The organism is Psychroserpens sp., from assembly GCF_034670085.1.
Lineage (GTDB): Bacteria > Bacteroidota > Bacteroidia > Flavobacteriales > Flavobacteriaceae > Psychroserpens.
Genome location: NZ_JAXMOD010000006.1, coordinates 176,643 through 191,112 on the forward strand (window position 1 = coordinate 176,643; position 14,470 = coordinate 191,112).

At 33.8% G+C, this 14,470-nt stretch carries 9 protein-coding genes; 2 read left to right on the forward strand and 7 right to left on the reverse strand.

The annotated features are described in order from the left end of the window. Nucleotides 1–2,640: a cyanophycin synthetase gene (cphA, locus tag VOI25_RS11575; protein ID WP_323789239.1), complete on the forward strand. Its 2,640-nt coding sequence runs from the start codon at nucleotides 1–3 to the stop codon at nucleotides 2,638–2,640. A gap of 64 nt (nucleotides 2,641–2,704) precedes the next feature. Here the strand turns inward: cphA and VOI25_RS11580 are convergent, their stop codons facing one another. After that, the gene (locus VOI25_RS11580) at nucleotides 2,705–2,977 is read right to left on the reverse strand and encodes a hypothetical protein (protein WP_323789240.1); all 273 of its coding nucleotides are present in this window, start codon (nucleotides 2,975–2,977) and stop codon (nucleotides 2,705–2,707) included. Between the two features lie 373 nt (nucleotides 2,978–3,350). Here VOI25_RS11580 and VOI25_RS11585 point away from each other — a divergent pair, with 373 nt between their 5' ends. After that, the gene (locus tag VOI25_RS11585) at nucleotides 3,351–4,760 is read left to right on the forward strand and encodes an aldehyde dehydrogenase family protein (RefSeq protein ID WP_323789241.1); all 1,410 of its coding nucleotides are present in this window, start codon (nucleotides 3,351–3,353) and stop codon (nucleotides 4,758–4,760) included. Between the two features lie 77 nt (nucleotides 4,761–4,837). On the opposite strand, the gene VOI25_RS11590 is transcribed toward VOI25_RS11585, so the two are convergent. From VOI25_RS11590 to VOI25_RS11615, 6 genes are all read right to left on the reverse strand, one after another. Next, nucleotides 4,838–5,920, reverse strand: coding sequence for a phage tail protein (locus VOI25_RS11590; protein WP_323789242.1), 1,083 nt, complete (start codon nucleotides 5,918–5,920; stop codon nucleotides 4,838–4,840). Between the two features lie 166 nt (nucleotides 5,921–6,086). After that, the gene (locus VOI25_RS11595) at nucleotides 6,087–6,776 is read right to left on the reverse strand and encodes a LytR/AlgR family response regulator transcription factor (RefSeq protein WP_323789243.1); all 690 of its coding nucleotides are present in this window, start codon (nucleotides 6,774–6,776) and stop codon (nucleotides 6,087–6,089) included. An 89-nt stretch (nucleotides 6,777–6,865) separates the two neighbouring features. Further along, nucleotides 6,866–8,545: a sensor histidine kinase gene (locus VOI25_RS11600; protein ID WP_323789244.1), complete on the reverse strand. Its 1,680-nt coding sequence runs from the start codon at nucleotides 8,543–8,545 to the stop codon at nucleotides 6,866–6,868. A 160-nt stretch (nucleotides 8,546–8,705) separates the two neighbouring features. Next, nucleotides 8,706–9,716 carry a N(4)-(beta-N-acetylglucosaminyl)-L-asparaginase gene (locus VOI25_RS11605; protein WP_323789245.1) on the reverse strand — a complete coding sequence of 337 codons (1,011 nt, stop codon included), beginning with the start codon at nucleotides 9,714–9,716 and terminating at the stop codon, nucleotides 8,706–8,708. A 17-nt stretch (nucleotides 9,717–9,733) separates the two neighbouring features. Continuing rightward, on the reverse strand, nucleotides 9,734–11,404 hold the full coding sequence (locus VOI25_RS11610; protein WP_323789246.1) for an MFS transporter: 1,671 nt from the start codon (nucleotides 11,402–11,404) through the stop codon (nucleotides 9,734–9,736). A 31-nt stretch (nucleotides 11,405–11,435) separates the two neighbouring features. Continuing rightward, the gene (locus VOI25_RS11615; protein WP_323789247.1) at nucleotides 11,436–14,384 is read right to left on the reverse strand and encodes a GH92 family glycosyl hydrolase; all 2,949 of its coding nucleotides are present in this window, start codon (nucleotides 14,382–14,384) and stop codon (nucleotides 11,436–11,438) included. Between the last annotated feature and the right edge of the window lie 86 nt (nucleotides 14,385–14,470).

Below are 14,470 nucleotides of genomic sequence, written 5' to 3' on the forward strand. Positions count from 1 at the left end.
ATGAACATACGCGAGATAAATGCCATGAGAGGGCCAAATTATTGGTCTGTAAGACGTCATAAATTAATAGTAATGGTTCTTGATCTTGAAGAGATGGAGGAATTGCCTTCAAACAAGATTGATGGTTTTTATGATCGATTGAAAGCAATGTTTCCAAGTATGTTTGAACATCGTTGTTCTGTTGGAGAACCTGGTGGTTTTTTTCAACGGGTTGAAGAAGGAACTTGGATGGGACACATTATTGAGCATATAGCTCTCGAAATTCAAACCCTTGCCGGAATGGACGTTGGCTTTGGAAGAACTAGAGGTTATGGTGAAGAAGGGGTTTATAATGTGGTGTTTGCCTATATGGAAGAATCAGTTGGGCGCTATGCAGCAAAAGCTTCAGTTAATATATGTGAAGCCTTAATTAGTGGTGAAGATTATGATTTAACTGAGGATATTCAAAAAATGCGAGAGCTTCGAGAAGCTGACCGTTTAGGACCAAGTACAGGTTCTATAGTGGAAGAAGCTGAAGCACGTGGAATTCCTTGGATCCGATTAAATAAGTACTCCCTTTGTCAATTAGGTTATGGAGCCAATCAAAAGCGAATTCAAGCTACTGTTACTAGCGAAACAAGTAGTATTGGTGTGGAGTTAGCTTGTGATAAAGAAGACACTAAATTTTTATTAGAACAAGCAGAAGTTGAAGTGCCTAGAGGTGATATTATTCGTCGTGAACGCAGTTTAGAAGATGCTTGCCGTTATGTAGGTTATCCACTGGTTATAAAACCAATTGATGGCAATCATGGTAGAGGAATTACAGTCGATATTCAAAATTATGAAGATGCGCTTCAAGCATTTCATCATGCAAAAGAAAGTTCAAAAAGTGGTGCAATTATCGTTGAGAAATTTATAATAGGAGACGACTATAGATTATTAGTGATTAATAATAAATTGGTTGCTGGTGCAATACGAACACCTGCACATGTTATTGGTGATGGTAAATCAACAGTACAAGAGTTAATTGATATCGTAAATTCTGATTCTAGACGTGGCTATGGACATGAAAATGTGCTAACTCAAATCACCGTAAACGACTTAACAAAAACAATTATTAAAGATGCAGGATATACTTTAGATTCTGTTTTACCAGAAGGCGAACGACTTATTTTAAAAGATACTGCTAATCTTAGTACAGGTGGAACTGCAGAAGATATTACCGATATTATACATCCAGCAAATGTCTCGATGGCAGAACGAATTTCAAAAATTATTGATTTAGATATTTGCGGTATAGATATCATGACAACCGATATTACAAAGCCTCTAAGTGAAACAGGAGGCGCTGTTTTAGAAGTTAATGCTGGTCCTGGATTTAGAATGCATTTAGCACCAACTTCAGGGTTGCCAAGAAATGTGGCTGCTCCAGTAATCGATAAATTATTTCCACAAAAAGGCGATACAGGTCGCATTCCTATTATTGCAATTACTGGTACAAATGGAAAAACAACAACCTCACGTTTAATTGCTCATATTGCAAAAATGAATGGTCACAGAGTAGGTTATACTACGAGTGATGGTGTTTATATACAAAATAGATTATTAATGACAGGCGATTGTACTGGTCCAGCTAGTGCTGAATTTGTACTTAAAGACCCAACCGTCAATTTTGCAGTTTTAGAATGTGCTAGAGGTGGATTACTTAGAGCGGGTTTAGGGTTTAAAAAATGTGATGTCGGAATTGTAACTAACGTTGCTGCAGACCATTTAGGATTAAAAGGTATTCATACCATTGAGCAATTAGCTAAGGTAAAAGGTGTGATTCCAGAAACCGTTTTACCTGAAGGTTATGCAATTCTTAATGCAGATGATGATTTGGTGTATGACATGCGTAGAACAGTTAACTGTAACGTGGCTTTATTTTCAATGGACGAGAATAATCCTAGGATTAAGGCTATGCAACGACTTAATGGAATTACTGCTGTTTATGAAAATGGATATGTAACGATTTGTAGAGGTGAATGGAAAATGCGCATCATGAGAGCAGATCAGATACCGTTGACCTATGGTGGAAAAGCAAAGTTTATGATTCAGAATGTATTAGCTGCTATTTTAGCGGTTCATGTTCAGGGTATAAGTATAGAAGATATGAAAGCTGGATTAGAAACTTTTATTCCTTCAGCTTCTCAAACGCCTGGACGATTAAACCTTTTCAAATTTGAAAACTTTTCTATTTTATTAGATTATGCACATAATGCAGCAGGCATGCGAGCATTGAAAAATTTCACAGATGAATTAGAAGCAACTGTTAAAGTTGGAATAATTGCTGGTATTGGTGATAGACGAGTAGAAGATAACAATGAAATGGGAGCTATTGCTGCAGAAATGTTTGACGAAATAATTATTCGACAAGATAAACGCTTACGCGGAAAAACTGAAGAGGAACTTATTAAGATGTTGAATGACGGAATTAAAATGAAAGATCCTAATAAAAAGACAACGATTATACCTTCAGAAAAGGAAGCGATTACATATGCTGTTAAAAATGCGGTAAAAGGATCATTAATTATATTATGTAGTGACGTGATTCCTGATGCACTAGATTTAGTTAAGAAATTTAAAGAGCAGGAAGCAAGAGGTGAGTTGAATTTTGCCTAGTGTTTAGATTAGACATAAAAAAACCCGAAACATTGTTTCGGGTTTTTTTATTTTTTATTGCTGTTTAGCAAACTCTTACTTCCTTTACTTTAATGTGTAAACTTTTTCTGTAAGCTTTAATGCTAATAATATCAGTACTCTTCTTACGGTTAATTTTAATAACCTGAGCTTTAATTGCAGAAGCTGCAGTTGTTTCGTTTTTGATTACTTGAGTTTCAGTGTTCTTTTCAATTACAGTCTCAATAGTATTATTGTTATTAATGTCTGTATTAGCTTCTTGTCCAATAGATAAGAAAGGTAATAATGTAATCGCTAATATTGTTAAAACTGTTTTCATAATTGCTTGGGGCTTGTTATTAAACTCAGTTCAAAGAAACACAACATTAAAGCTGATGGTGAATATTTTGGACAAAAGCAGCTGATTTTTAGATAAGATGAAGGCGCTGGTTAAAAACATCGATGAAATACACAAATACAGCTTGTATCCCAGTAAATACGTTGTTGGATGAAGTGTTATTTTTTATAGATAAGAGGTTTTTTAAGCTGCATTTCAGCGATAAAATTGACATTTAATTTATAAAACCCAGTGTTTACAAGCTTTTCAGACCTTTTTACTTCATGGTTTGCCGTTTATCGATAGTTTTTTTGATCTCATCGGAAATATTGAAGGATTGTTTTTTCGTATCTTTCTGCTTTCATTAAAACAAAGAATGAACGACTCCAATAATACCTACGAAACACTCTTCAATGCTCAAAAAGCAAATCAATATCATATTGGTCAGACAAGTTATAAAGAGCGCATTAAAAAACTCAAAGCTTTAAAATTAGCACTCGAAAAGACTTATCGATATGAATTAATTGAAGCTATCTATAAAGATTTTAAGAAACCTAAGCTCGAAACAGATCTTACAGAAATATATATTGTAGTAAAGGAAATTAAATATGCCATTTCTAATTTAAAATCCTGGTTAAAGAATCAGAGTGTTGAAACACCAATTACCTTATTAGGTACATCTTCATATATTAAGTATGAACCAAAAGGAGTATGTTTAATCATATCGCCTTGGAACTATCCAATTAATTTAACGTTCGGCCCATTAGTGTCTGCAATTGCTGCTGGAAATACAGTGATTTTAAAACCATCTGAAATGACGACTAATACTTCGGCTGTAATGGCGAAGATTGTTAATGAGCTATTTAACAACAATGAAGTTGCGCTTATTGAAGGTGACGTTGAGGTGTCACAAGAACTTTTAAAATTGCCATTTAATCATATCTTTTTTACTGGTTCTCCTGCTGTTGGTAAAATAGTGATGCAAGCAGCAGCTAAACATTTAACCTCTGTTACATTAGAGTTAGGAGGAAAGTCACCTACCATTATTCATGAATCAACAAACATTAAAGCAGCAATACAGAATTTGGTTTGGGGAAAATTTCTAAATAATGGTCAAACCTGTATTGCGCCAGACTATGTGTTAATTCATGAATCAATTAAAAGTGAATTTGTAGAAGCCTTTAAGACTAAGACTTTAGAATACTATTCTGAAAACCCAATGACTTCAGAATCTTTCAGTCGTATTGTGAATGGAAAGCATTTTAAACGCTTAGTATCTTATATAGAAAATGCGAAAACTAATAATGCGAATATTGAATTAGGAGGCGATTATGATGAGGTCTCCAATTATATTGCACCTACATTAATATCAAATGTATCGGAAGATGCTCTATTAATGAAGGAAGAAATTTTCGGGCCAATTCTTCCTATTAAAACATATACTTCTATAGATGAGGTGTTAGACTATATAAATTCGAAAGAAAAGCCACTAGCGTTATATGTTTATGCCAACAATAAAAAATTCATAAAAACTATAATTAATAGTACTAGAGCTGGAAGTACGTGTGTAAATAGTAATGCATTACAATACTCTAACCATAATTTGCCATTTGGAGGTTCAAATAATAGTGGAATTGGAAAAGCACATGGTTTTTTTGGTTTTCAAGAATTTTCTAATGCACGATCTGTTTTAAAGAAACATACCGTCGGACCTTTACATTTATTGTTTCCGCCTTATACTAAGTTTAAAGAGAAATTAGTGAAAGCTACCATCAAATGGTTTTAATAAAAAAAGCCGTTCCCTACAAACGACTTTTTTTCTCAAAAACATAACTGAATAGCATTTTCAATTATTAATTCTCTTTAATATTTTATACAATAAATGACCGAAATATTAATCGGTCTGTTCTCTAATGACGATCCTGAGAGTTGTGAATCAAATACTGGTACATCAACTGAGTGATAATGTGAACCAGAGTTATTAGTATTAAACCCATTAATAGTAACGGAGTGGTTATGGTTTCCATTTGAATTGGTATTGTTTGAAGGAATATTTACACTATGAGTGTGATTAGGCGATGTTAGAGTATTGATTGAATCAGGACCAGCCGTACCATTGTCATCTACCACAAAATGATTTCCACCACCACCAAATGGATTTGTACTATAATTTATATTAGCTTCTGTACCTCTAATTATATGTGAATGACTTCCAGAAGAATTCGTGTTTCCTGTCGTGCCACTTATATGATGAGAATGATTACCAGAAAACGCTGTGTTTCCATTTAGAGTACCAACGCTATGTGAATGATTCCCATTAGATAATGTGTTAGTGTTGGGTGGATCTATCTCATGTAAATGACTAAACATGGCAGTATTTTGATTGGTACCAACGGCATCTCCAGTAGTGCCATCTCCTCGATCTAGTCTTGCTCCAGCGTCAGGATCATTTCCAGATCCATTATCATTTCCTCTTAAAAATTGGCCTCTGTAGTCTGGTAAATTAAAAGTTGTACTGCCATCTCCAGCTCCATAAGTAGTGCCCAGAATCGCAAACAAATCAGCATAATTTGATCTGCTTACGGCACTTCCATCGCAAACCAAATATCCTGTAGGAATTGTAGCCATCGGAAATGTAAATATAGAACCTATTGGTATGGCATCTTTGGTTTGTTTTAGAACTCTATCCCAGGTTCCAAGAGTTAAATCATAATAATAAAACCCCTTTACATCATCTGTTTGATAAATTATTAATCCATCAGCTGGTGTGGTAATTGCCATGCGTTCAATAGCACTCATTCTTGGAATTAAAATACCTTTATCAGAAGAGGTGATATCCAAAACAGAAGAACCATCTGGATTCGTTGTACCAATACCAACTTGAGCAAATACACCATAGTAGAATACCATGGCTAAAAAACCTATAATAATTGACTTAGTTTTCATAACTTATGTTTTGAGAAAAGCTAATAACCTCTAAATAATGTTGTAGGGATATGAGGAAATTAGCATTATAATTAATAGCTGTTATAAAACTAATTTAGAATCAATGTTTTAAGAGTATATTTTTAGTGAATACTTGGATATTTTTAGCGAATACAGATTATCTTAATTATTTGCTTTTTAATTTGCTCATAACTAGACTTTTATGAGATGCACTAATTGGAATTGGTTCTGTTTTTAATACGAGTTCATTTATACCAACAGAATCTATATGGTTTAGATTTACCCAATAAGAACGGTGGGTCTTGATGAAAATATCTTTATGGAGTTGTTCAGACATATGTTTTAAGGTATGTGGAACTAGATAAGTTTTGGAAGCAGTATAAACATAACAATAGTTGTCAAATGCCTTTAAATAAAGAATACTATTTTCGTTGATTTTGTGCTGTCGACCATCAGATTTTAGAATAATAAACCGAGTATTCTTAGATTCATGATTATGCCATGCTAATTCGATGTTGCTTTGTAGTCCAGCTTCTGTAAAAGGTTTAACAATGTAGCCTAAAGGATGTGTTTGTTTTACTCTTTCTACAGTTTCAGGATCTGTTTGTGAAGTAAGAAATATATAAGGTAATTGGCTTCTGTCTAGCTCTAATGCTAAATCAATGCCATCTTGATTACCTTCTAATTGTATATCAATTAAAATTAAATCAGGTTGTAAGGTTCTAATCTCTTTAATTGCAGTAACTACATCTTCAGCATCACCCACAACTTTATAGCCTTGTTTTAATAGAGCTGTTTCAATGGTAGAAACTATTAAAGGTTCGTCTTCAACGATATAGATGTTAAGCGTGTTCAATTTTAAATTCTATTTTTTTTAAAATACTTTTAAACATTCTGAAACAAATTAGTTTTTTAGTGATTGAGTGTTTTTTTTTAGTGAATCGCTTAAGTTAATATTTTAAATTTTTTTATTGTTAGAACTGCTGATGTCCCTTTGTTTATTATAGAGCTGTATTCTAAGTTGGCTTTCAAAGTTTTTGATAAGGCTTTCAACAACGAAATACCGAAAGATGTTTGCTTAATTTTTCCTTCAAAACCTTTACCATTATCCGAAACCATCAAAACCATGGCATCATCAATTTGTATAAAACTAATGTCAATTTTGGGGTTTGTCATGGATGCTGAAAATGCGTGTTTTAGAGTATTAATTATAAGTTCATTTAAAATTAGTCCTAAAGGCGTAATGGTTTCAATATCTAAAACATGAGATTCGATATTTAAACTGAAGTCCATTAAGTTTGAATTAAATTGATGACTTTCAACAATGTCTTTAACTAAATCACTAATGTATTCTTTTGTGTTTATCCCAACCAATTCATCTTTACTATAAAGCTTTTGATGTACCAAAACCATTGATCTCACTCTATTCTCTGCTTCCTTAATCGCTATTTTGGCTTCTTTACCCTCCATGTTTTCAGATTGAAGATATAATAAACTGGAAACTATTTGGAAACTATTTTTGACACGATGATGAACCTCCTTTAATAACGTGTTTTTTTCATCTAAAGTGTTTTCTAAAAGTTTTTTCTGATTTGCTAATGTTTTATTTTTTTGCCTGTTTTTGAAACTGAAATAACCCAATAAACTAGCAATAAAAAGTCCAGCTATGGCTAAAATGAAATATAACCTGTTTTGTTGTTCTTTTTTTTCGGTTTCAACCTTTAAAAGCTTAAGTTCTGTATCTTTTTTTTCAGCTTCATATTTCTGAAGCGCTTCAGTAAGATTTTTATCTTTTTCATTCGAAAATATAGAATCCGTTAGTTTCTGGTATTGGTTTGCCACCATCAATCCATTTTTGTATTGACCATTTAACTCGTATGCTAGTATTAGATCAGGCATGGTTGCCAAGGCTTCGTCAAAAAAGCCTGAAGATTTCAATTTTTTATAAGCCTTCTTAATTTTTCTCAAACCATCGGAATAGTCTTTTCTTTCCAATGCAACATTACCGAGTCCTCTTAGAGATGCTCCATAAATATAAACATCATTAATGGTGTCGACGGTTGTTAAAACCTCTTCAAACAAAGGTGTCGCGTCATCATAATCTTTCAATTCTACGTAGATATTGGCAAGATTCAAGGTTAAAGAATGTATATATTGCAATCGATTCGTTGTCTTAATTTGAACTACAGCTTGTTCCATGTATGATTTTGCATTTTCAAGATCGCCACGATATTTGTAGATGTTACCAATATTGGTTAAGGCAATAGCGCTTCGTCTTAAATCACCAATTGAATAACTAATTTGTTGGGACTTGATAAAATAGTTCAAAGAAAGTGAGTCATTACCGCTGTTTTCGTAGGCAGCACCAATTCCATTAAAAACAGAACTGAGTCTGGCAGAATCTTTGACTTTTTCAAAATAATTTGCAGAGGCCAAATAATGTGTTAAGGCGACTTCAAAATTACTGGAAACCACATTGGCGTTCCCTAGATAAAAATTACCGAGTGAAATATTGAACGAGTCTTGCACTCTTATAGCTGTTTCTAGAAACTTTTTCGTGTAAGATTTTGAACTATTTGGATCAGAATAATAAGTAGCTCTTCGCAAATTATTGTATGTCAGCATTTTTATTGAATCATTCTTAGTCGATTTAATTACTGATAATAAACTATCAACTTCAGAATTATTCTGAGAGAAACATATGAATGAGATTAGTATTAAAAATGTTTGAAGAATGGTTTTCAAGAGGCTATTGATATCATTATCTTTTTACAAGATACTCATTTTAGGCTTTATTAAAATAATCAGATTGTATTTGCTCATTAATTCCGTCTTGAAATTTGGTCATACTAAACCATTGGTGAATGGCATAACTTCCCGTTTCTCCCTTTTTATTTACAGCTATATAACCAACTTGAAAGTTTTTATAATCACTATTGGGTTTGTTTACAATTCTCCCAACAGCTTCTTCACAGGCTTCTTGAGGTGTTTTACCTTGACGCATTAATTCCACGACTAAAAAACTTCCAACCGTTTTTACGACTTCTTCCCCTAAACCTGTGGCAACACATGCGCCAATTTCATTATCGACAAATAAACCTGAGCCTATGATTGGAGAATCTCCAACACGTCCACCCATTTTATAGGCTAAACCACTTGTAGTACAAGCTCCAGAAATATCACCATTTTTATCGATAGCTAACATACCAATCGTATCATGATTTTCGATATTGATGATAGGTTTATATTTTGCTTCTACTTTCCATTTTTCCCAAGCTTTTTTAGAGGCTTCTGTTAACAAATTTTCTGCTTCAAAACCTTTGGAAACAGCAAATTGTTTGGCGCCTTCACCAGCAAGCATAACATGAGGCGTGTCTTCCATTACTTTTCTTGCTACGGAAACAGCATGAGTAATATTTTGTAAATACACTACAGAACCACAATTGCCATGTTTGTCCATAATACAAGCATCAAGGGTGACATTTCCATCACGATCTGGTAAGCCACCCTTACCAACTGATTGTCCTTTTTCATTAGCTTCTTCAACTCTACAACCTTGTTCTACGGCATCCAGTGCATTTCCACCTGCTTGCAAAACTTCCATAGCTTTTGCAGTTGCATCCATCACATGCCATGTTGCGATTACTAATGGCAAAGTCGCTTTAGTTGAAGATGCCATAGCAACTGATTTTTTTTCTTCGGAAGGTGTTTCAGCGCAACCAATAGTTGTAGTGCTGCTCACTGCAATTCCAACTCCTGTTAAGGATGCTTTTTTTAAAAAATTTCTACGTTTCATGTTTTAATTTTTAACAATTAGTAGGTCACATCCTGTTTATCTAAAACAGCTTTGGTTCGATACGCATAAAACAATAAATAACCAAAACAAGCAACCGCTATCCAGTACGATGATTGGATATTAAAAACATCAGCTAATTTTCCTTGAACTGGAGGAATAATTGCGCCTCCTAATATCATCATAATTAAAAAGGCAGAACCTTGAGAGGTGTATTTTCCCAATCCAGCAATACTTAATGTAAAAATACATGGCCACATAATTGAGCAGAATAACCCACCCGATAAAAAAGCAAATAAGGCAAGGTTTCCTGATGAAAATAGACCTATTAACATTCCAATCATTCCTAATAGACTAAATATTTTTAAGGTTTTAACTGGGCTATCTTTAGCTAAGAAGAATCCAAAAATTTGAACAGCAATACAAACTGCAAAAAATAATATTTCATTAGTTGTAAACGTACTATTGTATGAATTTACCAATAGAATCACACCAAAGGCTATGTAAGGAACTATAATCAATAATGCCTTCTTTAACCCTTTAGTAGGATTAAATACAGTAATAGCACCAACCCAACGACCTATCATTAATCCGCCCCAATACAGTGATATGTATTTGCCAATTTCAGAATCATTTAAAATGGGCAGACCTAGAGCATTTAAGTTGGAGTTTCCAACACCTTGCTTTAATAATTCTCCAAGATTACTTCCAATTGTAACTTCAACACCTACATAAGTAAAGATAGCTAGCATTCCTAAAACTAATTGAGGGTATTTCATCGCTCCCCAACCTATAGGTTGTTTAGATGCCATAGAGTTTGCTATAAACACAGATGCAATAACAGCAAATAGTGCAATAAAGAGGATAATTAGACGTGTTTGTTCAATATCTTCAGTTGTAATTGCATTTCCAGAATACGTTTTAAAGATATATCCGAAACAACCTACAACTACTAAGGTCAATACAATTAATAAATTACGAGCTTTATTTGCTGGTTCAAATGCAGTTTCCGATTTTAAAGCTGGCAATTTTTTTGAAAAGTAGAACAATGCTGCAGCAACCAAAAACAAAGCACCAACACCAAGATATAAGGTTTGTACTGTTACTAGCGTGATTTCGTTATTCGATATCATTTGAGCTAATTCATCTGTACTCCAAGTGGCAGAGCCAAAAATTACAAAGCTTACGACAATTGGTCCTATTGTAGTTCCGAAAGAATTAATACCACCTGCTAAATTTAAACGATGAGAGCCAGTTTTTGGATCACCAAGAGCAATAGCAAAAGGATTTGCTGCAGTTTGTTGCAATGAAAACCCTAATCCAACAATAAATAATGCGATAAGCACAAAGTAGAAAACACTAGTTTGGCCTTGTTCAGCACCTGATGTGGCTGGATACATAATGAATGCACCAACGGCAGATAACAATAAGCCGTAAACAATACCAGCTTTATATCCCCAATTATTAAGGATGTCTTTTTTAATGGCACTTGACATTATGAATAGTAAAAGCGCTCCAATGTAATAGGCACCATAAAAAGCAAAATCAACCAATTGCGATTGAAATTGATCTATATTAAAATAGGTTTTACAAAATGGAATAAATACACCATTTGAAGCTGCAATAAATCCCCAGAAAAAAAACACTGTAACTAGTGTGGTTAAAGCTGATTTGTTGTTTTGGTTTGTCATGAGTTTGTTTTTATATTAAAATAGGATTTAATTATTTAATTGTAATTTCATCTACGAAGATCCAACTTCTGCCATCATGAGGATAGCCTAAGTGCCATTCTGGAAGTTCGCCTAATTTTTTTGCAATGATTTTTATAAATCTAAATTCTTTAGATGCTTCTTTGAAATGCACTTTTTTGATTTCACTGTCTTCAAAAGGAATTGTAGCCTCAATACTAATTTTTTGATCTATTGGAACAAAATTAAAACCGTCTTTAGAGCCTAAACATTCAATTTCTGTGGGATAGAAAATCCATGATCCTTGATCTTGTAAAAAATTAGTCATGACCGTATTTACTGTCTTCAAGCTACCCAAATCTACTGTTGCAATAACATCTTCATTCCAATAGCCTTGCCAAGTACCTGTTCTAAAATCTTGTGTTCCGAAAATACCATCTATAAGTGCATCATTTCCTCCAGCATTGTATTGATTAGCATATTCAGTTTCTAGTTTTATAGAGAGGTTTGGATCTATCTTATAAAATTTGGTTTCAATCGTAGCGCTTTTGATTTCGTTTTTTTCTGAATATACTTTAAGTAGTGTTGGTTCAGAAATGTGTATCGGATTTTCATAAGTTTTAAATTCAGACCCATCAAGGCTATAAAAAATAGTAGCAGCGATATCTACATTATCTAAAACGACTTCAGTATTACCTTTAAATGCGACATTTCCTTTGGCAATAAATGGTGCTGGAACAATAACATGCTCATTGATTTCTGTATTAGGTTCTTGTCCGTCACGACTTCCCCAAATGGCAGGATTATCGGTCATATGAAATTCTAAAACACCTCCATTTATAATGTCTTCATGATTGAGATAAGTTCTGTCTAATTTCTCACCATTGAGATATGCGTATTCAATGTATTTGTTAGTTGCATTTAGATCATAGGCTGCAATTGTAAACGTCTTTCCACTTTCAAGATTAATGGTTGCTTTGTCAAATAGAGGCGTACCAATAATATATTGATTGCTTCCTGGCGTTACAGGGTAAAATCCCATGGAAGAAAACACATACCATGCGCTCATTTGTCCGCAATCTTCATTTCCAGAAATACCATCAGGTTCGTTGGTATATAATTCTGTTAGTATTTGGTAGACCTTCTCTTGTGTTTTATGTGGTTTATTGACAAAATTATAGAGGTAAGCCATGTGGTGACTTGGCTCGTTGCCATGAGCATATTGTCCGATAAGCCCAGTGATATCAGCTTGGTTTCGTCCAGAGGTTTCCGCTTCAGCAGTAAATAACTCATCCAATTGGGCTTCTAATTTGTCTTTTCCGCCAAGAAGATTTATAAATCCTGAAATATCCTGAGGAACGTAAAAACTATATTGCCAAGAATTGGCTTCAGTATAATTAAAATTGACTTCATATGGATCAAAAGGAGCAAACCAAGTATTTCTGAAACGACCTCTCATAAATTGCGTTTCTGGATCATAAATGTTCTTAAAAAACTGTGCTCTTTCGGTGAAGGTTTTATAATCATCTTTTTTACCTAAAGACTTTGCCATTTGCGCAATGGTCCAATCGTCGTAGGAATACTCTAAGGTTTTTGAAACTGATTCGCTTTCTTCTTCAACTGGAATGAAGCCAAATGTTTTATAAGATTTAAGTCCGAGTTGATCTCGAGTTGCCGAATGTTTCATCGCTTCAAATGCTTTTTCAGCATCATAATCATTAATGCCTTTTAAATACGCATCAGCAATAACTGGAACTGCATGATAACCAATCATACAACCAGTATAATTTGCACTTAAATCCCAAATAGGCATAATACCACCTTCATTGTGTTTGGCTAAAAAAGTATTGATAAAATCATTGGTTCGCTCTTGTTCGATAATGGTGTATAACGGATGTGCAGCACGATAGGTATCCCAAAGTGAAAAGACTGTATAGTAATCGAAATCATTAGTTTGGTGAATTTCTAAGTCCATCCCGCGATATCGACCATCGACATCTTGGTACAAATTTGGAGCAATCATGGTGTGATATAATGCTGAATAAAAGTTTGTCTTATAATCCTCATTTTGAGATTCCATAACAATCTTTTCTAATTGTGTTTCCCAAGTGTTTTGTGCTTCGATTTTTACGTCTTCAAAGGTTTTGTTGCCAATTTCTTCCTTTAAGTTTTTAAGCGCACCTTCTTGATCAACGGCACTAATACCAATTTTCACATATACAGGTTCATTTGATGGGTTATCAAACTCAATGACGGCTTTTTTACTAAGAAACTTATAGTTTTTTGAAATTGGAGCATTACGTTCAAGATAAGTAATGTCTTTTATAGATTCTGAAAATTGAATAGTATAAAATAACCGTTGATCGGTTGCCCAAGCTTTTGAATGTCTGAATCCGGTTAGTGTTGAATCATTTAACATTTGAATCTTATAATCTAATAATTCATCACGATGTTCTAGGTCTAAAACTACATATTGATTGTCGGACGAAGGAAATTTGTATTTATGGATGCCACTTCGTTTAGAAACAGTTAATTCCACTTCAATGTTTGTAGAATCTAAAAGGACTTTATAATAGCCAGGTTCGGCAATTTCATTATCATGCGAAAAATGAGCGCGATAACCTGGTTTTCCATCGCTTCCATTGTTGAAATTTATAAGATTTGTTGGCATTAATAAAATATCACCATAATCGCTGACTCCTGTGCCGCTTAAATGGGTATGAGAAAACCCATAAATGTAGTCATCACTGTAATGATAACCAGAGCACCCATCCCAACCATCTAGTCTTGTATCTGGACTCAATTGCATCATCCCGAAAGGCATTGTGGCTCCAGGATACGTATGACCATGACCACCAGTACCAATAAATGGATTTACATAATTAATAAGTGCTCTATCTTTTTTTGCTGGTTCTATTTGTGGTACTGTATCACAACTAATTAGTAATAAAGCGATTAAAACAAAAGCGAAAAGATGTTTCATAGAAGATTCTTTATATTGTTTGAAAAGATACTAAATCTTAACGTATCGTTAAATATTTTTTAAGGTCATAGTTCCTTTTTAAAATG